Origin of the sequence: Nonomuraea sp. NPDC047897 (genome assembly GCF_043204415.1) — a bacterium.
In the GTDB taxonomy this organism is placed as follows: domain Bacteria; phylum Actinomycetota; class Actinomycetes; order Streptosporangiales; family Streptosporangiaceae; genus Nonomuraea.
This window is the reverse complement of sequence record NZ_JBIDCC010000002.1, coordinates 349665-370208: the sequence shown is the minus strand read 5'-3', so window position 1 is coordinate 370208 and position 20544 is coordinate 349665. Positions and strand designations below refer to the sequence as shown.

17 protein-coding genes and 1 pseudogene are annotated in these 20544 nt (G+C 73.7%); 13 read left to right on the top strand and 5 right to left on the bottom strand.

What is annotated here, in order from left to right; genetic code table 11:
* The first annotated feature begins 54 nt into the window (after nt 1–54).
* On the top strand, nt 55–675 hold the full coding sequence (locus tag ACGF0J_RS05115) for an RNA polymerase sigma factor (protein ID WP_393142188.1): 621 nt from the start codon (nt 55–57) through the stop codon (nt 673–675).
* Entirely contained in the window at nt 668–1636 is a 969-nt protein-coding gene (locus tag ACGF0J_RS05110) for a hypothetical protein (protein WP_393142187.1), read from the top strand. Before ACGF0J_RS05115 ends, ACGF0J_RS05110 begins: the two co-directional genes overlap by 8 nt.
* Nucleotides 1637–1679: 43 nt before the next feature.
* Here ACGF0J_RS05110 and ACGF0J_RS05105 read toward each other — a convergent pair whose 3' ends face one another.
* On the bottom strand, nt 1680–2789 hold the full coding sequence (locus tag ACGF0J_RS05105) for a magnesium and cobalt transport protein CorA (RefSeq protein WP_393142186.1): 1110 nt from the start codon (nt 2787–2789) through the stop codon (nt 1680–1682).
* A 176-nt stretch (nt 2790–2965) separates the two neighbouring features.
* Between ACGF0J_RS05105 and ACGF0J_RS05100 the strand changes: the two genes are divergently transcribed.
* From ACGF0J_RS05100 to ACGF0J_RS05085, 4 genes and pseudogenes are all read left to right on the top strand, one after another.
* Nucleotides 2966–3667, top strand: a complete 702-nt coding sequence (locus ACGF0J_RS05100; RefSeq protein ID WP_393142185.1) for a M50 family metallopeptidase — start codon at nt 2966–2968, stop codon at nt 3665–3667.
* 231 nt (nt 3668–3898) lie between these two features.
* Nucleotides 3899–4981: a ribosome small subunit-dependent GTPase A gene (gene rsgA / locus ACGF0J_RS05095; RefSeq protein WP_393142184.1), complete on the top strand. Its 1083-nt coding sequence runs from the start codon at nt 3899–3901 to the stop codon at nt 4979–4981.
* Nucleotides 4978–5502 (top strand): annotated as a pseudogene (locus tag ACGF0J_RS05090) (SAM-dependent methyltransferase); the annotation flags it as partial. The gene rsgA and the pseudogene ACGF0J_RS05090, both read left to right, overlap by 4 nt.
* A gap of 240 nt (nt 5503–5742) precedes the next feature.
* A complete protein-coding gene (locus ACGF0J_RS05085; protein WP_393142715.1) occupies nt 5743–6255 on the top strand; it encodes a GNAT family N-acetyltransferase in 513 nt (170 codons plus the stop codon).
* Nucleotides 6256–6378: 123 nt separating this feature from the next.
* Here ACGF0J_RS05085 and ACGF0J_RS05080 read toward each other — a convergent pair whose 3' ends face one another.
* Both ACGF0J_RS05080 and ACGF0J_RS05075 read right to left on the bottom strand, forming a co-directional pair.
* On the bottom strand, nt 6379–7344 hold the full coding sequence (locus ACGF0J_RS05080) for a winged helix DNA-binding domain-containing protein (RefSeq protein WP_393142183.1): 966 nt from the start codon (nt 7342–7344) through the stop codon (nt 6379–6381).
* A 36-nt stretch (nt 7345–7380) separates the two neighbouring features.
* Nucleotides 7381–8784 (bottom strand): cellulase family glycosylhydrolase, encoded by a 1404-nt coding sequence (locus ACGF0J_RS05075; RefSeq protein ID WP_393142182.1) that lies wholly within the window; start codon nt 8782–8784, stop codon nt 7381–7383.
* 336 nt (nt 8785–9120) lie between these two features.
* On the opposite strand from ACGF0J_RS05075, the gene ACGF0J_RS05070 reads away from it, so the two are divergent.
* The 3 genes from ACGF0J_RS05070 to ACGF0J_RS05060 all read left to right on the top strand — a co-directional run bounded on the left by ACGF0J_RS05070 (nt 9121) and on the right by ACGF0J_RS05060 (nt 14881).
* Entirely contained in the window at nt 9121–10320 is a 1200-nt protein-coding gene (locus ACGF0J_RS05070) for a hypothetical protein (RefSeq protein ID WP_393142181.1), read from the top strand.
* 31 nt (nt 10321–10351) lie between these two features.
* Complete coding sequence (locus tag ACGF0J_RS05065) at nt 10352–11704, top strand: hypothetical protein (protein ID WP_393142180.1); 1353 nt, start codon at nt 10352–10354, stop codon at nt 11702–11704.
* Between the two features lie 171 nt (nt 11705–11875).
* Nucleotides 11876–14881 (top strand): chromosome partitioning protein ParA, encoded by a 3006-nt coding sequence (locus ACGF0J_RS05060; RefSeq protein ID WP_393142179.1) that lies wholly within the window; start codon nt 11876–11878, stop codon nt 14879–14881.
* A gap of 47 nt (nt 14882–14928) precedes the next feature.
* Here ACGF0J_RS05060 and ACGF0J_RS05055 read toward each other — a convergent pair whose 3' ends face one another.
* Nucleotides 14929–15111 (bottom strand): hypothetical protein, encoded by a 183-nt coding sequence (locus ACGF0J_RS05055; protein ID WP_393142178.1) that lies wholly within the window; start codon nt 15109–15111, stop codon nt 14929–14931.
* A gap of 96 nt (nt 15112–15207) precedes the next feature.
* Between ACGF0J_RS05055 and ACGF0J_RS05050 the strand changes: the two genes are divergently transcribed.
* Entirely contained in the window at nt 15208–16206 is a 999-nt protein-coding gene (locus tag ACGF0J_RS05050; protein WP_393142177.1) for an SIS domain-containing protein, read from the top strand.
* Nucleotides 16207–16269: 63 nt separating this feature from the next.
* Nucleotides 16270–16902, top strand: a complete 633-nt coding sequence (locus tag ACGF0J_RS05045; protein WP_393142176.1) for an HAD family hydrolase — start codon at nt 16270–16272, stop codon at nt 16900–16902.
* A gap of 224 nt (nt 16903–17126) precedes the next feature.
* Here ACGF0J_RS05045 and ACGF0J_RS05040 read toward each other — a convergent pair whose 3' ends face one another.
* Complete coding sequence (locus ACGF0J_RS05040) at nt 17127–18296, bottom strand: LacI family DNA-binding transcriptional regulator (RefSeq protein ID WP_393142175.1); 1170 nt, start codon at nt 18294–18296, stop codon at nt 17127–17129.
* 104 nt (nt 18297–18400) lie between these two features.
* Between ACGF0J_RS05040 and ACGF0J_RS05035 the strand changes: the two genes are divergently transcribed.
* Together ACGF0J_RS05035 and ACGF0J_RS05030 are read left to right on the top strand one after the other, a co-directional pair.
* Nucleotides 18401–19228: a PfkB family carbohydrate kinase gene (locus ACGF0J_RS05035; protein ID WP_393142173.1), complete on the top strand. Its 828-nt coding sequence runs from the start codon at nt 18401–18403 to the stop codon at nt 19226–19228.
* On the top strand, nt 19225–20541 hold the full coding sequence (locus ACGF0J_RS05030; protein ID WP_393142171.1) for an ABC transporter substrate-binding protein: 1317 nt from the start codon (nt 19225–19227) through the stop codon (nt 20539–20541). Before ACGF0J_RS05035 ends, ACGF0J_RS05030 begins: the two co-directional genes overlap by 4 nt.
* Nucleotides 20542–20544: the final 3 nt, after the last annotated feature.

The window sequence follows — 20544 nt, the reverse complement described above, 5'->3', positions numbered from 1 at the left end:
ATACGGGATGTGCACTGATCGGGTCCGGAGGGTGAAGATGACGGGGGAAGCATCGTGACGGCGGTGTCGTGGGCGACGGGGGACACCGGCCGTGCCGCGCCCGCCGCACCCACCGGGCCCGCTCAGGGCCGCCTGGAGGACGGCGAGGCGTTCGCGGCGGTGTTCGACGCCTGCTTCGGGGAGATCCACGGCTACGTCGCCCAGCGGCTCGGCCCGGACCACGCCGAGGACGTCGTCGCCGAGACGTTCCTCGTCGCCTTCCGCAAGCGTGCGCAGTACGACCCGGCCAGGGCGAACGTCCGGACCTGGCTGTACGGCATCGCCACGAAGCTGGTCGGCAGGCACCGCCGCCTGGAGGCGCGCACGCTGCGCGCGCTGGGCCGCTACGGCGTGGACGCCGACGCCCCCGGCCCAGAGGAGGGGGTGGCGGTGCGGGTGAGCGCGCAGAGCCTGCGCCCGAACCTGGCGGCGGCCCTCGCCGACCTGCCGCAGCGCGACCGGGACGTGGTGCTGCTGGTCGCCCTGGCCGGGCTGAGCCACGAGGAGGTCGCCTCGGCGCTGGGCATCCCGTACGGCACGGTCGGTTCCCGGCTGAACAGGGCCCGGCGCAAGCTGCGCGCGTCGCTGGGCGGGGCCAACCCGATGCGGGAGCTGGAGGAGGCCGACCGTGGATGAGCTGGAGCGGGTGCGCGACCTGTACGGCGAGCCGCCGCGGCCGGACCCGGCGGTCCAGGCGCGGGTCCGGGCCCGGCTGGCGGGCCGCCCTGCCGGCCGCCCTGCCGGCCGCCCTGCCGGCCGCCCTGCCGGCCGCCCTGCCGGCCGCCCTGCCGGCCGCCCTGCCGGCCGCCCTGCCGGCCGCCCTGTCGGCCGCCGCCGGGCGTCGTGGAGACTGCCGCTGGCGGGCGCGGTGGCGACGCTCGCCGTCGTGCTGCTCGCCTACGGTGTCGCCGGCGGGATCGGCGGGATCGACCCGGCCCGGGATCGCGCGCCGGGCGTGGCCGCCGAGCGTGATCCGGCGACCGTGAGCCTGGCGGCCGGCAGGTCCGTGCTGCTGACGGCGGCGACCTCGGCGGGTTCGGAGTCCCGGCCGCGCGGCGCGTACTGGCGGGTCAGGCGGCAGACCGTCCCCGGGAAGGTCACCACCCTGTGGGCGTCGCGCGACGGCCGCGCCTGGACGACCGGGCCGGGCAGCGGCACGGCGCCCAGGCCCGTCGCCGAGCCGTTCACCATGGCGGGCCGGCCGCTGACGCTGCGCGACATCGAGGGGTTGCCCGCCGAACCGGGCGCGCTCAGGCGTCGGGTGGCGGCGCTGCTGCCGCCCGGCTCCGGCGACGGGATGCTCGCCGACGCGGTGAGCGGGCTGCTGTGGAGCAAGCCGTCACCTCCCGCCGTCCGGGCGGCCGCCTACCGGCTGCTCGCCGACCTGCCGAACGTCCGCTACCTGGGCCCCGCCGACGACGTCACCGGGCGGTGGGGCGAGGTGTTCGCGTTCAGGCTCGACGCAACGGGGGTGGAGCGGATCCTGACCATCGACCCGGCCAGCTCGCAGGTGCTGTCCAGCGCCGACGCGCCCGACGGCCGGGTCGAGGTCGTCCTGACGGCCGGCTGGACCGACGAGGGGCCCGCCGCGCCGTGACCCCGGCCCCCGCACAGAGCCAGTCGCGTCAGAGCCAGTCGCGTCAGAGCCAGTCGCGGCGTTTGAAGACGAGGTAGAGGGTCAGGCAGACGATCGCCATGAGCAGGATCGCGAACGGATAGCCCCACGCCCAGTGGGTCTCCGGCATGTGGTCGAAGTTCATCCCGTAGATGGTGCCGACCAGCGTCGGCGCGAACAGGATGGCCGCCCAGGCGGAGATCTTCTTGACCTCCTCGCCCTGCTGGATGCTGGCCTCGGTCATCTTGGCCATCTCGGCGTTCTGCGCCTGGGTGACCAGCGTCGAGTTGATGACGAGGATGTCCTGCAGCATCTGGCGGAAGGCGGCGACACGCTCGTTCACGGTGATGGCGTGGTCGGCCACGTCGCGCAGGTAGCTCTGCAGCTCCTCGTTGGAGCCGTACTTCTGCGCCCCCGCGATGAAGCCGTCGATCATGCGGACCAGCGGCGCCGTGGCCCGCTGGAACTCGATCACCTCGCCCGACAGCTCGTACACCCGCCGCGAGACCGACGGGTCGCCGCTGAACACCTGCGCCTCGATCTCCTCCAGGTCCTTCTGCAGGCCGGCCACGACCGGGGCGTAGCCGTCGACCACGGCGTCGAGGATGGCGTACAGCACGGCCTGCGGGCCCTGGCGCAGCAGCTCGGGGTCCGACTCCATGCGTTTGCGCACCACCTGCAGGTCGGGCGCCTCCGCGTGCCGTACGGTGATCACGTAGTTGGGGCCGACGAAGACGTGCAGCTCGCCGAAGGCGACCTCCTCGACGTCGTCGAGGTAGCGGGCGGCGCGCAGCACCACGAAGAGCATGTCGCCGTAGCGGTCGGCCTTGGGCCGCTGCGAGCCGACGATGGCGTCCTCCAGCGCCAGCTCGTGCAGCTCGAACTCCTCGGCGAGCTTGACCAGCTCCCACTCCTTGGGCCGGTAGAGGCCGATCCAGGCGAGGCTGCCGGGCATCTGCTTGAGCCGCTGGAAGGCGTCGGCGAGCGAGCCGGGGTTGTCCACGCGCTGGCCGTCGCAGTAGATCGCGTTGTCGATCACCGTGGGGCGGTAGGGCGCTTCCTCGGGGGCGCGTGGGTCCATCGAGTGCTCGGGCGGCTCCTCCCGCGTGACGGAACCACGCCTGAAGCTCTTCATCCGCGCCCTGCCGTTCCTTCTCGCGATGGCCGCCCTGTCTCCCGTCACGTCAGCATCCACTTTCTACCAGATCGTCCCGTCGTTCTCGGTGAAGGTCACCTTCCCCCGCCACCGGCGACCACGCTTCCCGATGGGCCGGACGCGGCCAGGGCTTTACCTGGATAGGGTTCTTCTCGATGGACGATCTCTGGGCCCACCTCATCAAGGTCCAGCCCGACCCCTCCCCCTGGGTCGTGCTGGGGTCCGCGCTGGCGGCGCTGGCGATCGTGTCGTTCAGGACGTCGTGGCACCTGGCCCGCGGCCTGATCACGATCGCCCACGAGGGGGGCCACGCCCTGGCGGCGCTGCTGACGCGGCGCAAGCTGGAAGGCATCCGGCTGCACTCCGACACCTCGGGCGTGACGCTGACCCGAGGCCGGCCCAACGGCCCCGGCATGGTGCTGACCGCGCTCGCCGGCTACGTCGCCCCCTCGCTGCTGGGGCTGGCCGCCGCCTGGCTGACCGAGCAGGGCCGCATCACGCTGCTGACCTGGACCGTGCTGCTGTTCCTCGTCTGCATGCTGCTGCTGATCCGCAACGTGTACGGCGCGCTCATCCTGCTGGCCACGGGCGGGGCGGTCTTCGCCCTGTCGATGTACGCGCCCGGCGACGTGCAGCAGGCCGTGGCCCTGGTGGCGGTGTGGTTCCTGCTGTTCGGCGGGGTACGACCGATCATCGAGCTGCAGCGCAAGCGGCGGCTGCGGCAGGCGCGCGACTCCGACGCCGACCAGCTCGCCCGGCTGACGATCCTGCCCGGCGGCTTCTACGTGCTGTTCTTCCTGCTGGTGGCCTGCGCCTCGGTGGTGGCCGGCGGCTACCTGATGAACCCGCTGACCTAGGTGTTCTGCCGGGATGGTACGCTGCTGATCGTTTGGTTTCAGGTTCCGGATGAGAGGGAGGTGAGGTTCGATGACCGCGGTGAAGACCGCTGCCGTGCGCAGCGCCCGGACATTCCTCACGTCCCGGGCCCCGGTCTGACCCACTTCTTCCCCTCGCCGTGAGCTGTCGCGCTCGCGAAGCGGGGTGGTGTCTGCGTCTCGTCGGGGCCCCTTCCCGCAAGGTGTCTCACGTTGCCAAACCTCATCACGGATCCATCCTCCAGCGGCCTGTCCCGATACGGGTGGACCGCATCCCTCGACGACTCCTTCACTGAACACCGCGCAGCCGGCCTCGTCCCGGCCAGGATCGTGCGGGTGGACCGCGGCAGGTGCGACGCGGTCACCGAGTCCGGCTTGGTGCGGGCCCGGCTCATGACGTCGCACTCGCCCGACCCGCTCCTCGCCCCCTGCACCGGCGACTGGGCGGCGCTGCGCCCGGGCCCCGAGCCGGAACTGGTCACGCTGCTGCCGCGGCACAGCATGATCGTGCGATCGTCCGCCTCCCGGTCCTCGCACGGGCAGGTCCTCGCCGCGAACGTGGACATCGTCGGCATCGCCGTCTCCCTGGCCGTCCCCCTGGACGCGGCCAAGCTGGAGCGGCTGCTGGCCCTGGCCTGGGAGAGCGGCGCCACGCCGCTGGTCATCCTCACCAAGGCGGATCTGGCCGCCGACGCCGACGTCGTGCGCACCGAGGTGAGCACGCTGGCGCCGGGTGTGGACGTCCTGGTGACCAGCGTGACCACCGGCCAGCACCTCGACGTGCTGACCGCGCTGCTGAGCGGCACCACCGTCCTGCTCGGTCCGTCCGGCGCGGGCAAGTCCAGTCTCTGCAACGCGCTGCTCGGCGAGGACGTTCTCGCCACCGGCGAGACGCGGGCGCAGGACGGCAAGGGCCGCCACACCACTGTCCGGCGTGAGCTGGTCCCCCTACCCGGCGGGGGTGTTCTCATCGACACGCCCGGCCTGCGCGGGATCAGCCTCTACGACGCCGCCGACGGCCTGGAACGGGTCTTCGCCGAGATCGAGCGTCTCGCCCGGGACTGCCGCTTCGGCGACTGCTCCCACGACAGTGAGCCGGGGTGCGCGGTCCAGGCCGCCATCCGGGCAGGCGAGCTGATCGAGCGCCGCCTGGGCAGCTACCGCAAGCTGCAACGCGAGAACGCGTGGGAGGCCTCGCGCACCGACGCCCGGCTGCGCGGCGAGCGCACCAACCGGCAGAAGGCCATCACCAGCCACCTGCGCGCGACGTACAAGTTCAGGGACCGGCAGTCATGACCGACCACGTGACGGCGTTCTTCGCCCTGCACCACGACCTGCCCCGCCAGGGCCCGGGCTCCGACGCGACCACCCGCCGCCTGCTGGCCCTCGCCGGACCGCTGCCTCCGCGGCCACACGCGCTGGACATCGGCTGCGGACCGGGCCGCGCCTCCCTGCTGCTGGCCCAGGAGGCCGGGGCCGAGGTCACCGCGATCGACACCCACCGGCCGTTCCTCGACGCGCTGACGCGAGCGGCCGCCGACCGCGGCGTCGGCCACGCCGTCCGCACCGTCCGGGTGTCGATGGCGGACCTTCCCTTCCCTGATCAGCGTTTCGACGTGATATGGGCGGAAGGGTCCGCGTACATCATCGGCTTCGACGCCGCGCTGCGTTCCTGGCGGCGACTGCTCGTCCCCGATGGCGTGCTGGTCGTCACCGAGTGCGAATGGAGCACCGGCTCCCCGTCGCCGGAGGCGCAGGCGTTCTGGAACCGGCACTACAGGCTGCGCACCCGGGACCGGAACGTCGCCGCGGCGCGCGCCGCCGGCTACGCCGTCGCCGGGGTGCACACGCTCCCCGACAGCGACTGGTTCGACGACTACTACACGCCGCTGGCCGCACGAGCCCACGCGGCCGACCTCACCGTGCCCGGGATGCGCGAAGCCGTCGCGGCCACCTTCGAAGAGATCGCCATACGCCGCGAACACGGCGCCGACTACCAGTACACCGGCTACGTCCTGCGCCCGCAGGAAACCCCTGAAACGGATGCGAACACTCCCATGACCACTGCCTGGACCACCCGTTCCGAGACCACCGCCGACCTCGCCGAGATCCGCACGGTCAACCTCGCGGCCTTCCCCACCGCGCTGGAGGCCGACTTGGTCGAGGCGCTGCGGGCCGACCCGGAGGCGTGGATCCCCGGCCTGTCCTGGGTCGCCGAGGCTCCCGACGGCACCATCGCCGGATACGCGCTGCTCACCCGCTGCCACGTCGACGGCGCCCCGGCGCTCGCCCTGGGCCCGTGCGCCGTCAGGCCCGAGTACCAGCGGCACGGCGCCGGTTCGGCCGCCATCCGGGCGGCGCTGGACGCCGCCCGCGCGCTGGGTGAGAACCTCGTGCTCGTGCTCGGCCACGCCGAGTACTACCCGCGCTTCGGCTTCGGCCCGGCCTCCGGGCACGCCATCCGGCCGCCCTTCGACGTCGAGGACAAGTACATGATGGCGCTCGCCCTCGACCCCGCCCGGCCCGTACCGGCCGGCACGATCCGCTACCCCGCGGCGTTCGGCGTCTGACCCGGCCCCTCCCGGGCCGCCCGCCGGCGAGGGATCTCCCCTCGCCGGCGGGCGGCCGCCACTCGCCACCGTCCGGCACGGAGCGGGCCCGCCCGAGGGTTCGCGGTCGTGCGCCCGGCAGGTTCAGCACCCGCTCGGCCGGCCGGTGAGAAAGCTCCGCACGTCCTCCACCTCCGCGGCCAGCGGGCCGGCCGCGATCTCGCCGAACGGCGAGACGGTGACCTCCGCGCCCCTGCGCGCCCATACGCCCGCCACCATCCCGTCCACCAGCACGACGGGCCGCAGGATCCCGCCGCCCGGGAACACCGTGCGGGCGTGACCGGCCGGCACCACCGGGTCCCGGCTCCGCCAGCCGAGCAGATACTCGTCGAACGCCGGCAGCAACCGCACCAGGGGCTCCCCCACCGGGTCCGGCAGAACCGGTGGGCCGGCCAGCCGCCAGGCGGTGCGGGCCGCGCCCAGCGGCAGGCCCGACCAGGCGGCCAGGTCCTCCGGGCCGGCCGGGTGGTGGGCGCGGCGGTAGCGCACCGCCAGCTCGCGCAGCGCCCGCTCCCGGTCCGGTTCGGGGCGGACGGGCGCGCCGAGCCAGTCGGCGGCGTGCACGTACGTGGGCTTGCCCGCGCGGGACGGGCCGAGGACGGCCAGGCCGTGGAAGGCGGCCAGCGCCACCAGGTGCACCACGCCCTGGCCGTGTGCCCTGCCCGCCAGGCGTTCCTCCAGCTCGGCCTTGGTGAGGGGGCCCTGGCCGGCCAGGGCGTCGCCGATCAGGGCCGGCAGGTCGTCACCGGTGACTCCCTCCTCGGCCAGGCGGCGGCGGGCGGCGGTGTCGCTCCTGGTCAGGGCGTGCACCCACGGCAGGTCGTCCACGTGCGTGAAGTGCAAGGTGCCCCGGAGGCTCCAGGTGCGGACGATCTCGCGCCCCTCCCACGCCGCCTCCACCTGGGCCAGGGTGAGCGTGGCCGAGCGGGCGCGCAGGCCGAGGCAGGCGGCGGTGACGTCCTGCGCCTGCACGGCCGCGAGGTGGCGGACGACGTCGCCCGCGCCCGGTCCGGCCGGACGGTGCAGTAGCTGCGCCTCGACGCTTCTCATGCCCCGCATCCTCCCGCACTCCGGGCGCGCGCGTGATCAGCCGGTGGGGAAGTCGTCGGGAGTGCGCAGGCGCGCCCGCAGGTACACCCCCGACTCGTTGAGCACGCCCGTGCCCGCGTAGGTGCCGCCGCCGCACGTGCCCGGCTTGAACGCGGCGCTGCTCTCGGGGGCGTCGGAGTACGTCCAGTTGGCGTAGCTGATCTTGTGCTGGTCGAGCAGGTTCAGCCAGGTGGTGGTGGAGGCCAGGTCCACCTGGCCGCCGCCGGTGTAGGTGACCGTGCCGAACTCGCTGACGAACAGCGGCAACCTCGTCGCCGCCCGCGCGACGACCTGGCGGTAGGCGTCGGTGTGCGAGGCGGCGTAGAAGTGGAACGCGTACATGACGTTGGCGGCGTTGACCGGGTTGGCGACGACCTCGTTCTCGTTGCCCCCCTCGGAGACGCCCAGCGACGACCACGCCCGGGTGCCGACGATGACCACGGCGTCCGGGTCGTTGGCGCGGATCACGGGGATGACCTGCTCGGCGTAGCTCTTGATCGTCGCCCAGCTCACCCCGTTGGGCTCGTTGGCGATCTCGTATATGACGTTGTCCTTGGCCGCGTTCCGCGCGGAGACGGCGGCGAAGAAGGTCTTGGCGCGGTCGAGGTTGTAGGTCGGGTCGCCGGGGGTCAGCGTGTGGAAGTCGACCACGGCGTACAGGCCGCGCGCCTCGGCCATGTCCACGAGCCTGTTGACCTCGCGGGTGAACGCCGCCGGATTCGTCTCGTACCCGCCCTCCTGGACGTACATGGAGATCCGGAACAGGTCGGCCTTCCAGTCGTGGGCGAGGGCGTCGAGCGAGGCGTCGTCGTAGCAGTCGGCGAACCACTGCAGGCCGTGCGAGCTCATGCCGCGCAGTTGGATGGGACGGCCGTACTGGTTGCACAGGTGGACGCCGCAGACACGCAGCCGGCCGTTGACCTCGACCGGGGTGCCGCCGGGGGTCGGGGTGAGCGTGGGGGTGGGGGTGACGCCGCCGGTGCAGGTGACGCCGTTCAGGGTGAACGACGCGGGTGTGGGGTTCGCCCCGGTGTGGGAGCCGTTGAAGCCGATCGTCGCCGCCGCGCCCGTGCCGAGCCGGTCGTTGTGGCCGGCGCTGCGGGCCGTCACGGCGGATCCGGTCTGGCCGTACGTCGCCGACCAGCCGTGGGTGACCTTCTGGCCGGAGTCGGGGAAGGCGAAGCCGAGGGTCCAGCCGTCAACGGGGTCGCCCAGGTTCCTGATCGTGATGTTGGCGGTGAAGCCGTTCTGCCAGGTGTTCGTCGTGTAGGTGACCGCGCAGCCGGGGGCGGTCAGGGCGGTGACGGCGGGCGCGGTCGCCACGCCCGCGGCGGTGAGCGCGGTGACGGCGCCGACGGCGAGGAGGTGACGTCCGCGGCGGGGACGCGGGAGGAGCTTCACGGCGGTGGCCTTTCGTGTCCCGGTGGGGGCGGGTGCGGCGGCCGTGCCGCCCAGCGAGGCCGGGCGGGGGCCGGCGGATCGGGGTGGGGGTCGGCGGCAACGTACCAACGCGGGCGATGCCGGCCCCAGCGGCGTCGCCTCGGGCGCCCGGCGGACCGCGCGCCGGCGCGGCTCCGCCGGGCGCGTCGTCCCTGGTCCGGCCGGGTGATCGGCGGACCGTGCCCGCGCGGGCGAGGTGAAAGTTTCACCGCCGGTCGGCCGCGCCGCGGGCCGCCGGACGCGCCCGGACGCCGCGCGAGTCCGTTGTTGTCGGTGGGAAGCCTTACCTTAGAGCGCGTGTCCGATCAGCCCCTGACCCTCGACGCCGCCCTGTCCGACGAGGCGGTCCTGTCGACCTACCGCCGGATGTTCGCCGCGCTCGCCCGCGACAGCGGTGCCGTCGTCGACGATCCCGCCCTGGTCGACATCGCCGAGACGCTGTTCGCGGCGTTCGCGGAGGCGGGCGAGGAGTGGCTGACGCACGAGCAGATGCGCTTCGCCTGCCGGGCCTACCCGGCCGACCAGTTCGACAACCGGCTGCGCGTGCTCAAGGGCCTCGGCGCGATCCGCGAGGTGTTCCCCAAGCCGCACCAGCTCCGCTACCGCGCCTCGTTCACCAGCGTCGTCGGGCTGATGTTCATCCGGCGGATGATGGACGACGGCGGCCAGTCCGAGATGCACCGGCTGCTCGCCCTGGAGGACCTCAACGTCGCCGACCCGCGCACCACGATGGAGGAGGCCAGGCAGAGCGCCGCCAACCTGGCGCGGGCGTTCCGGCTGTGGGCGCTGGAGCTGATCACGCTGACCACCGGCACGATCGAGGAGCTGCGCGAGCAGGCGCCCAAGCTGTGGGGCACCGAGGAGATCGCGCGCCGCGCGCAGAGCCTGCACGGCACGATCCTGACCCGCTGGCCCGAGCTCGACCGCGTCTGCACCGACCTGCGGGCCGCGATCTACGCCTACAGCGACGCCTCCCGGCGCGCGGCCGGCCGGCTGGCCGACTCGGCGGGCACGACCCGCAACCTGACGCTGCTGCCGACGGAGACGTGGCGCACGTTCACGCAGACGGCCGGCAAGGAGCGGCTCGCCGCGGTGCTCGACGGGTTCGTGTTCGACGCGCCGGCCCCGTGGCACGATCCGGCCGCGATCGCGCGGGCCGTCGACGAGGCCCCCCGGCCGGTTCCGGCACAGCCCACTCCCCCGCGTTCCGCCCTCCCCGACGCGGGGCCCGAGGGCTCCCTCGGCTCCTCGCCGACCGCCGCGCTGGAGCGGCTGACGCAGGTGGCCGAGTCGGTGCTGGGGTCGGCGTCGAAGGTGGCGCTGGCCGACGTGCTCGGCGCCGACTGGCCCTCGGCCCGCCGCCTGCTGGCCGACCTGACCACGGTCGACCTGCGGCCCGAGCTGCCCTACCGGCTGACCTGGTCCGACGGCCTGACGATCGACCCGGCGCGGGAGCCGTCCTGGCTGTCCCACGGCCACCTGGAGCGCATCCCGTGACCCGCCCGACCTGTCGCCTGGAGTGCCCCGCATGATCCGCGCCGACGACGCCGCCACCGCCCACGTGCTCGCCCGGGCGGGCGGCGCGCTCCCGCTCGGGGCCGGGGCCACCGCGCCCGCCGGCATGCTGCGGCTCACCCGTCCCGACTCCACCGGCGAGGCGCTGCCCGGGTGGCCCGACGGGGCCACCCCGTCGCTGCTGGAGGAGCACCAGGTGGCGCCGGTTCCGGTGGAACGGGCCGGCGAGACGCGGCGGGTCCTCGCCGCGTGCCTCAAGTGCTGCTGGACCGACCCGTCCGCCGACCCGTGGCCGGGCGACCCCGCTCCGGTGGAGCTGGTGCTCGACACCTACCGCGCGCTGATCGGGCGCACCGACGACCTCATGCGCAACTGGGCGCGCGGCGCGCTGCGCCGGCTGCACGACTCGGCCTGGATCGTCATGGCCGACGGTCTCGTCACGCTCGGGCCGCGCTGCGCCCTGTGGCCGGTGGAGTCGTACGCGCAGCTCAAGGAGCTCGTACGGCGCATCCCGGAGCCGGAGCGTGCCGCGCTGACGGTGGTGGCGGACGCCGACCTCGTCGCGGCCGCCCGCCCGGCCGGACCCGCCGCCGCAGACCAGGACCCTTCGCCCGCCGCCGCAGACCAGGGCCCCTCGCCCGCGCCGGACACCGGCCGGGCGTGCGTGCGGCTGGGCGGGCAGGTCGAGGGGGGCGCGGCCGAGTTCGACGACCTGCTCGGCGGTTACGACGAGCGGCGGCGCGCCGAGCTGGTCGCGGCCTTCATGGCGGTGGAGCATGCTGCCGAACCCGTGCCGGAGGCCAGGTTCATGGCGCTGCGCGACCCGGCGTTGCGGCACACCCTCGGCGAGATGCTGACCCGGCGCGGGCGGACGCTGATCCCGCACCGCGAACGCTGGATCTCCGGCTACGACGACCAGGCGGCGGCCCGGGCTGCCCGGCTGTTCGACGAGACCGCGTCCGGAGCACGTCCGGGAGGCGGAGGTGCGGGCGGCCCGGCGAGGCTGGGCGAGGCGGAGAAAGCGGTGCTGACCCTCGTGCTCGTGCACTCGGTGGCGATCCCCCGCGCGGAGGGCTTGCTGCCCGAGGACACCTGGGCGTCGCCGCACCCCACGCCGGTCGACGAGCTGCGACGGCACACCCAGATACCGATCGGCGAGTTGGAGGCGGCGTTGCGGACGTTGCGCCATGCCGGGCTGCTGACCCAGGTGAAGGCCGGTGAGGAGGCGGGCGGCTACGTGCCGGGGTCGCAGTTCCACCGGCTCACCCCGGCGGCGCGGCGACGGCTGCAGGAGGAGCTGATCCTGGCGGCCGGGCCGCACACCCCGCTCGCCGGCGCCGTACGCGCCCGGAGGTCGGCCGAGTAGTCCCGCATCGGCCGTACGGCCGGCGGCGGGACCAGGCTCAGAGCAAGGCCCGGACGGGACGCCCGGTGAGTGGTTGACCGGGGGCCGGCCGGGGGCCAGACGAGCTGGTCGGCGACGGGCCGGCCAGGCGAACGACGGACGGAAGGGTAACGGGGGTTCCAGGTGTCGCAGGTGGAGAACGTGGTCGGAGACCGGGTGCTGATCGCCGTGCAGGCGGTCAACATCTCGCGGTTGTCGACCCATCCGGTGCCGACCGTCCCGGGCACGCTCATCGTCGTCGCCGGTGCGGGGCCGAAGGACTCCAACGGCGCCGGCAAGTCGTCGTTCATCGCCTCGATCACGGCGCTGCTGGGCGACGAGCAGTGGCGGTTCGCCTCGGGCGCGAAGGCGGTGTCGGAGCTGCTGTTCAACGCGGAGCTGGCCAGCGGAGCCGGGGCCCGGCAGTGGGCCAGCGCCGGGCACGGCTACATCGTGGGAGTCTTCGGCGACCCCGGCATCGCCGCGACGCCCGCTGACGCCGACGGAGGCGGGGCGAGTTCCCCGGCGGGTGCGGGCGGGCAGGAGGGTGAGCCGGCCGGCGGGGAGCTGTTCGAGGTGCCCGACACCTCGGGCGGGGCGGTGACCGTGTGGCTGCGGGTGAACCAGGAGGCGCCGCATCTGGAGATCCGGTGGCGTGACGGGGTGCACCTGGCGGCGGCCGCCTCCGAGGCCGAGCGGGTGGCGCGGGCCGACGACATCTGGGCGTCGCTCCCCCGCTCCGCCGGGCGGCGTGACGTGGTGGCGCGTGACCTGACCAAGGTGCTGTACGGCGACCGGGTGCGCTGCGTGTCGTTCCTGTCGACGTCCGTCCGCAGCAAGGTGGCCACCAACCTGCTGTCGCAGCCGCTCAACGAGATCTCGCCGGAGCGGGTGTTCGAGGCGATCGCGGCGCTGACCGGTCTCGACTCCGAGCTGGAGCAGGAACGTGAGGCGCGGCGCGACGAGCACGCCAAACGGGTGCGTGCGGCGCAGGCGGCCGAGCGGCTCGCGGAGTTCGAGGCGGAGTCCAAGGCGTTGCTGGCCACGTTCGACCGCCGCGACCAGGCGCGGATCAGGCTGGCCGACGCGCTGCGGTGCTGGCGCGGCAGGCAGGCGCGCAAGCTGGCCGACGCCGCGGCGAAGGACGAGTCGCTCGCCGCGGAGCTCGGCCGGCACCGGGTGGCCGGCGAGGCGGCGGGTGAGGCGATCGCGCTGGTGAAGGCGGAGATCGCCACGCTGCGGGAGGACACGCTCGACCGGCAGGTCGGCGAGGCGCGCAAGGCGCTGGCGGCGTTGCAGGCGCGGGCCGCCAAGCTGGAGGCCGACCGGGCGGTGGCGGAGAACACCGCCGACGGGCTGCGCGCCCGGGTCCCGGAGCTGGAGGAGGCACGCAGGTTCGCCGACGGGCGGGACGTCCCGGCGGCGGAGGGTGAGCTGCGCGAGGCGCGGCTGCGGCTGAACGAGGCGCTGAAGGCGCTGGGCGTGGCCGACCGGGAGGTGGCCGACGCGCAGGCGGCGCTGGACGACGCCGAAGGCGGTCCGGCCGCGGCCCAGCTCAACGCGCTGGCGACCGCCGGGGTGCCCGCGACGGGGCTGCTGGACGCGCTGGACGTGGCGGAGCAGGCGCGTGACCACGCCGACGCGACGCTGCGGGGATGGCCGCACGAGCACGCCGTGATCGTGGACGCCGTCGAGTTGGGCGCCGCGGCCGAGGCCCTCGCCGCGCTGCCCGGTTCGGTGCTGGTGAGCGCCGCCGGGGTGAGCGTCGTGGGGGCGTTCGACGGGGTGGCCACGGGCCGTGAGGCGCGCATCAAGGCGGCCGAGCAGCGCCTCAACCGGGCCCGCGACACGCAGGAGTCGGCCGCTCAGGCCGTACGGGAGGGTGAGGAGGCCGTCGCCGAGGCGCAGCGGCGGCTGGACGGCGCGCGGGCGGGCGTGCGGCTCGCCGAGGTCGAGGCGCAACTGGCCGAGCGACGGGCCCGGCTGGCCGAGCTGGCCGGTGCGCTGGAGGAGGTCGCCCCCGCGGTGGCCGAGGCCGAACGGCAGGCGGGCGCGCTCGACTTCCGGGCCCGCACCCGCGACATGGAGATCGAACGTCTGGAGGGGCGCCGTCAGCGGCACGAGAGCGACCGCGCCCAGGCCCGCGACCAGCAGGCACGTGTCACCGCCGAACGGGAGGCGCTCAAGCTGGAGGCGCTGGCCGCCGACTGGGGCGGCGCCGTGGACGGCGCGCGCGAGTGGCTGGCGGCGCTGCCGGAGGAGGAGCGGCCGCGCACGGCCGAGGAGTGGTGGCGCGTCGCCGAGCGGCACTTCGACCAGGCGCTGCGCGACACCTTCCCGGAGGAGGACGCGGAGATCCCGGAGGAGCTGCGGTTCCTGCTGTCGGAACGGGGCGGCAGCACGGCGCGGGAGCAGGCGACGTTCTCGGCGGTGTGCGGAGTGCTCGCCTCCTACCTGCGTGGCCAGGAGGAGTACGAGAAGCACCAGCGGCGGCAGATCGAGGCGCAGCTCGTGTCCCGGCAGCGTGACCTGTCCGCCGCCGACAAGGGCGCGGAGGAGGCGGCCCAGTCGACGGCCGTGCACCGGGCGGCGCTGAGCGCGGCGATCAAGGCGCGGCTGACGCGGGTGGCGGAGGAGTTCGAGAAGCTCGACACGTCCTACGGCGGTTACGGCGCGACGCTGGAGTTCCCGGTGCCGCCGGCGCCTGCCGACCCGGAGCAGCGCTGGCAGTGGCGGGTGACGCCCAAGTGGCGGCGCGGCGAGGGCCAGGGGTACGTGCCGTACAACCGGCGGGCCAACACGGCGCTGATGGACGAGAAGGCGGTCAAGCTGGTGTGCGCGGCGGCGATCGCGTCGTCCGGCGGCGGGCACCTGTGCCTGGTGCTCGACGAGCTGGGCCGCAACCTGGGCAAGGAGCACCGGCGGGAGGCGGTGGCGCTGTTCCGCCGGATCGGGGAGACGTACGGGATCACGGTGATCGGGGCGCTGCAGGACGACATGGAGCCGTACGCGATCGACGCGTGCGGCCAGTACGTCAAGCTGCGGCGGTCGTCGGACGCGATGCCGTACAACGAGCCGCCGGTGATCGTCGGCCACGACCGGCACGCGGAGCGGGTGCGGGCACTGGCCGCGTACGTGGAGCGCCCGGCCACCGTGTGACCGCGTCGGTGTGACCCACCACACCCCGGCCCCCCACGCCCGGCCCCTCACGCCGGGTCCAGCCAGGGGAAGTAGGCGCCGGTCAGCATCAGGGCGGTGGCCGTGCCATGGACGTGGAAGTCGTGGAACTCGATCGCCGTGCCGACGAGCGTGGCGGCGCGCACCCTCGTCGGGCGGGCCGCACCCGGGGCGAAGCCGTCCGGACGGCCTGACGCGGCACAGGTCTCCACGGCTTTCCCCCTTGACGGGCTCTCGTTCTGAGTGAGAACGTTACCAACGCATCGTTGAGAACGTTCTCAAATCCTTGAGACGCGAACGGAGACACCGTGACCCTGCTGCCCCTGAAACCGATCGAGTCCGACCTGGCCGACAAGGCGCGCGCGACGATCAGCCAGCGGCCCCAGCTGGAGGAGCTCGTCGCCCAGGCCACCGCCAAGGGCCTGCGCAACGTCTTCTTCGTGGGCGCCGGCGGCTCCCTCATCGCCTCCTACCCCGGCCACTACCTGCTGGAGCGCGAGGACACCTGCCCCGTCTACAAGCTGCAGAGCGACGAGCTCAACACCGGCCGCACCAAGCGGATGGGCGAGGGCTCGCTGGTCTTCCTCGCCTCCTACACCGGCAAGACCAAGGAGACCGTCGCCGCCGCCCAGTACGCCCGCAGCACGGGCGCCACCGTGGCCGTGGTGAGCAAGGAGGGCGGCCCGCTCGCCGACGCGGCGAACGTCGCCTTCACCGGCCAGAGCGACCTGTTCCTGCAGCTCGCCGCGTACGCCGTCATGCGGCACAGCGGCGTCTCGCGCGACTGGGCGCTGCTCGACCAGGCCCTCGACGCCCTGCCCGACGCCCTCGTCTCCGCGGCCGAGGAGCACGAGGAGCGGGCGCGCGTCATCGCCGAGACCCTGAAGGACGAGCCGATCACCTACGTGCTCGGCTCCGGCCCCAGCTTCAACTGGGCCTACGGGCTGGCCATGTGCTTCCTGCAGGAGATGCAGTGGAAGCACGCGGCCGCCTTCAACTCCGGCGAGTTCTTCCAGGGCGCGTTCGAGGTCGTCAACGACGACGTGGCGGTCATCAACCTGCTCGGCGAGGACGCGTCGCGGCCCATGGCCGAGCGGGCCCGGCGCTTCCTCGACACGTACGCGAGCAAGAAGACCTTCCACATCGACACGGCCGACCTGACCCTGCCCGGCATCCCGGCCGAGCTGCGCGGCGAGATGTCACCGCTCGTCATCGCCGTGCTGATGGACCGGCTCGCCCGCCACTACGAGGCGATCCGCGGCCACGACCTGGACCAGCGGCACTACATGTTCAAGGTCGACTACTGATCGGACGGCCGGGCGGCGGTCCTCCCCGCCGCCCGGCCGTTTCCCTGTGCGGAAGGAGGCCGGTTGGCCACCGAACTCGTCATCCTCGACTGCGACGGCGTGCTGGTGGACAGTGAGCGCATCGCGGTGCGGGTGGGCACGGCCGCGCTGCGCCGGCTGGGCTGGCGGCTGGACGAGCGGGAGTTCGCCGCCCGCTTCGTGGGCTGCAGCGAGGAGCACTGGCTGCGCGCCGTCGGCCCCGACATCCCGCCCGGCTGGCACGAACGGCTCGCCGCCGAGCACGCGGCGGCGGTCGAGACCGAGCTGACCCCTGTCCCCGGCATGCCGGAGGCGTTGGCCCGGATCACCCTGCCCACTTGCGTGGCCTCGAACGGCGGCCACGCCAAGATCTCTCGCAGCCTCCGGCTCACCGGCCTGGCGGAGCGGTTCGCGGGCCGGGTGTTCAGCGCCGAGGACGTGGCGCGGGGCAAGCCGGCCCCCGACCTGTTCCTGCACGCCGCCGCGACGCTGGGGGTCTCGCCGGATCGGTGCGTGGTGGTGGAGGACAGCCCCTTCGGGGTGGCGGCGGCGCGGGCGGCCGGGATGCGCTGCCTGGGCTTCACCGGCGGCCTCACCCCGGCGGCGCGGTTGTCGGAGGCGACGGCCCTTTTCAACGACCCGGACGACCTGCCGGGGCTGCTGGCCGCCCTCACCTGACCGGCGTCCGAGGCCCGCGGGCCGCGCGTCCGGGCGACGGGCGGCCCGCGCGCTGCCCCGGATCACCGGGTCGTCGCGCCGCGGCACCTCCTCCGGCCCGCACGGCCAACCCACACGGCCCACCCGCACGATCCACCCGCACGACCGGCCCACACGGCCGGCCCACACGGCCGGCCGGCCTCAGGCCGGTCGGCGCGCGCGCTGCCGCACGCCGCCGGGCGTGGTCACAACAGCGACCGCGCCGACTCGCGCTCGATGAATTGGGTCGGCAGGCGGCGATGGGTCACCCGCCGCTCGCTCCCCTGCACCCGGTCGAGGAGCAGCCGCCCGGCCTCGGCCCCCAGCTCGTAGATCGGCTGGGCCACCACGCTCAGCGGCGGCGAGATCGCCTCCGCCCAGTCGGCGTCGTCGAACGACACCAGCGACACGTCCGCCGGGCAGCGCAGTCCGAGGCGCCGCAGCGCCTGCAGCACGCCCAGGGCGAGAAGGCTGTCGAGCGCGAGGATCGCGGTCGGCGGTTCGGTCAGGGCGAGCAGCCGCGCGGTCGCCTCGGCCGCGTCCTCCCGGCGGAAGCCCTCGGCGCTGACCAGTTCGGGCCGGGGTTCGACGCCCGCTTCGAGCAGCGCGTCGCGGTAGCCGGCGGTGCGGGCGCCGACCGTGGTGCCGGCGATCCGTTCGACGCCGCGCAGGCCGGGACGGGCCAGTTTGGCGCGCAGGTGCTCGTCGCCGCCGGTCAGTAAGGCGATGGAGCGGTGTCCCAGCTTGAGCAGGCGTTCGGTGGCGTCCCGGGCGGCGGCGCGGTTGTCGATGCCGACCGTGTCGGCGTCGAGGCCGGGCACGCGCCTGTCGAGCAGCACGACCGGGATGCCGGCGTTCATCACGGCCTGGAGCGCGTCGCGGTCGGCGGCGTCGGTCGGCGCCACGACGAGTCCGTCGACCCGGCGTTCGGTGAGCACGCCGAGGGCCTTGCGTTCGAGCGTCAGGTCCTCGTCGGTGTTGACGAGCAGCACCTCCCAGCCCTTCTCGTGGGCGGCGTCGGCGATGCCGCGCAGGGCGCGCGAGAAGAACGGGTTCTCGATGTCGGGGACGAGCACGCCGAGGGTGTGCGTCAAGCCGGTGATCATGCTGCGGGCCAGGCTGTTGGCCCGGTAGCCGAGCCGTTCGGCCGCGGCCAGGACCGCTTCGCGACTCTTGGCGCTCACCGACCCGTAGCCGCCCAGGGCCCGGCCGGCCGTGGCCGTGGACACCCCGGCCTCCCTGGCGACCACCTCGATCGACGGCATGGCCCGCCGTACGCCGCCGTTGCCGCTCATGCGCACCCCCGGTGCTGTGGACGTGTTGAGGACATCATCTCCCGTGCCCGCGCCGGCGTGCGGCGCGAAAGAGGTGATCAACGGGCCACCGTAGCGGATTCGGCGGCAACTCTTGACATGGGTCCCACAGATTGAGAACGTTCTCACCCAAGTGAGTGAGAACCTTCCCAGTCACAGGAGCCCGTGTGAAACCACGCCTGGTGGCCGTCGGGGACAACGTCGTCGACTGCTATCCCGACCTCGGCGTCATGTACCCCGGCGGGAACGCCCTCAACGTCGCCGTCCACGCCCGCCGGCTCGGTGCCGAATCCGGTTACCTCGGCGCGGTGGGCACCGACGCGGCGGGACGCGTGGTCAGCGGCGCGCTCGCCGCCGAGGACGTGGACACGTCGCTGACACGCACCGTCGAAGGCCCGAACGCCACCGCCACCGTCCGCCTCGTCAACGGCGAACGCCGCTTCACCGGCAGCGACGAGGGCGTCTCCCGCTTCCGGCTGTCCCCCGCCGACCTGGCCAGGATCGCCGAGGCCGACCTCGTCCACACCGGCGAGTGCTCGCTCGTGGAGGACCAGCTCGCCGAGCTGGCGGCGCACGCCAGGCGGCTGTCGTTCGACTTCTCCGAGCGCCCGTGGGGCTACATCGCCGCACACGCCCACCACGCCGGAATCGCCATCGTCTCCGCCCCTTCCGGCTCGCGTGAGCGGGCGGTCGCGCTGGCCCGGCGGGTGCAGGAGCTCGGCCCGTCCACTGTCGCGGTCACCCTAGGCTCGGCCGGAGCCGTCCTCGTCAGCGGCGACGACGCCGCCTGGGCCGCCGCCGAACCGGTGAGCGTGGTCGACACGCTCGGCGCCGGCGACGCGTTCATCGCCCGACTGCTCGTCGGCCTCGTCCGCGAGGAGGACCTGACGGACCTCGTCGCGGCGGCCACCGCCTACGCCTCTCGTGCCTGCACCTCCTACGGCGCATTCGGGCACGAGGCACCCCTGCACAGCAGCACCAAGGAGAAAGCATGACCAAGCCCCGCTGGACCGCGCTCTCCCTCGTCACCGTCCTGGTCGCCGCCGCCGGTTGCGGCGGCGGGTCCGGTACGGCGCCCGCCACCAAGGCCGACCTGTCGGCGCCGAAGGAGAAGGCGGGCACGCTGACGATGGTCACCAAGTTCGCCGACCCCGAGTACGCCCCGTACTTCGAGAAGGTCGTCGCGGCGTACGAGGCGGCCAACCCGAAGGTGGACGTCAAGCTCGAACAGGTCGGCGACCAGCCGTACAAGGACAAGATCCGCGTGCTGAGCGCCTCGCGCGACCTGCCCGACATCTACTTCTCGTGGGCCGGCGACTTCGCGAACAAGTTCGTCCGGGCCGGGCTCGCGGCCGACCTGACCGGCGTCATCGGGCCGGGCACGCCGTGGGGCTCGACGTTCGCCCCGGCCGCGCTCAAGGCGTTCGAGTACGGCGGCAAGAACTACGGCATGCCGATCAACCTCGACGGCAAGTACATGGTCTACAACAAGACCGTCCTGGACAAGGCGGGCGTCACGCCGCCGGCCTCCTTCGAGGAGCTGCTGTCGGCCTGCGACAAGCTGAAGGCGGCAGGCGTCCAGCCGATCGCGTTCGGCAACCAGTACGGCTGGGCGGCCATCCACTACATCACCCAGCTCAACGCCTACGGCGTGCCGGCCAAGACGCTGGAGGCCGACTACAACCCGGCGACCGGCGCCTTCACCGACCCCGGCTACGTCACGGCGCTCAAGCAGTTCAAGGACCTCGTCGCGCGCTGCGGCACCAAGGACGCCAACGGGCTGTCGCACGAGACCGCGCAGGCGCAGTTCCTGGCGGGCAAGGCCGGCATGCACTACGTCGAGACGGTCGAGTTCGACGTGTTCACCAAGGCCAAGCCGGCGATCGAGTGGAGCTTCTTCCGCCTGCCCGCGCCCTCGGCGGCGGCCGGTGACAAGGCCGCGCTGACCGGCGCCCCCGACGGGTTCCTGGTCAACGCCCAGAGCAAGAACGCGGGGTTGGCGGTGGACTTCCTGCAGTTCCTGACCAACAAGGAGAACGCCGCGGCGGTCACCAAGGACATCGGCTGGCTCAGCCCGATCAAGGGCTCGGCCACCGCCGACAACTCCTACCCGCAGCTCACCGACGCCCTGGCCGACATCGACAAGGCCGCGAGCTTCGCGATCTGGCTGGACACCGTGACGCACGCGGAGGTCGCGAGCGCCTACCTGTCCGGCGTCGAGGGGATGCTGTCCGGGTCGAACACGCCCGAGCAGGTGATGGAGCGCGTGCGCGCGGCGGCCGCGAAGGCGAAGAAGGAGGTCGGCTGACAC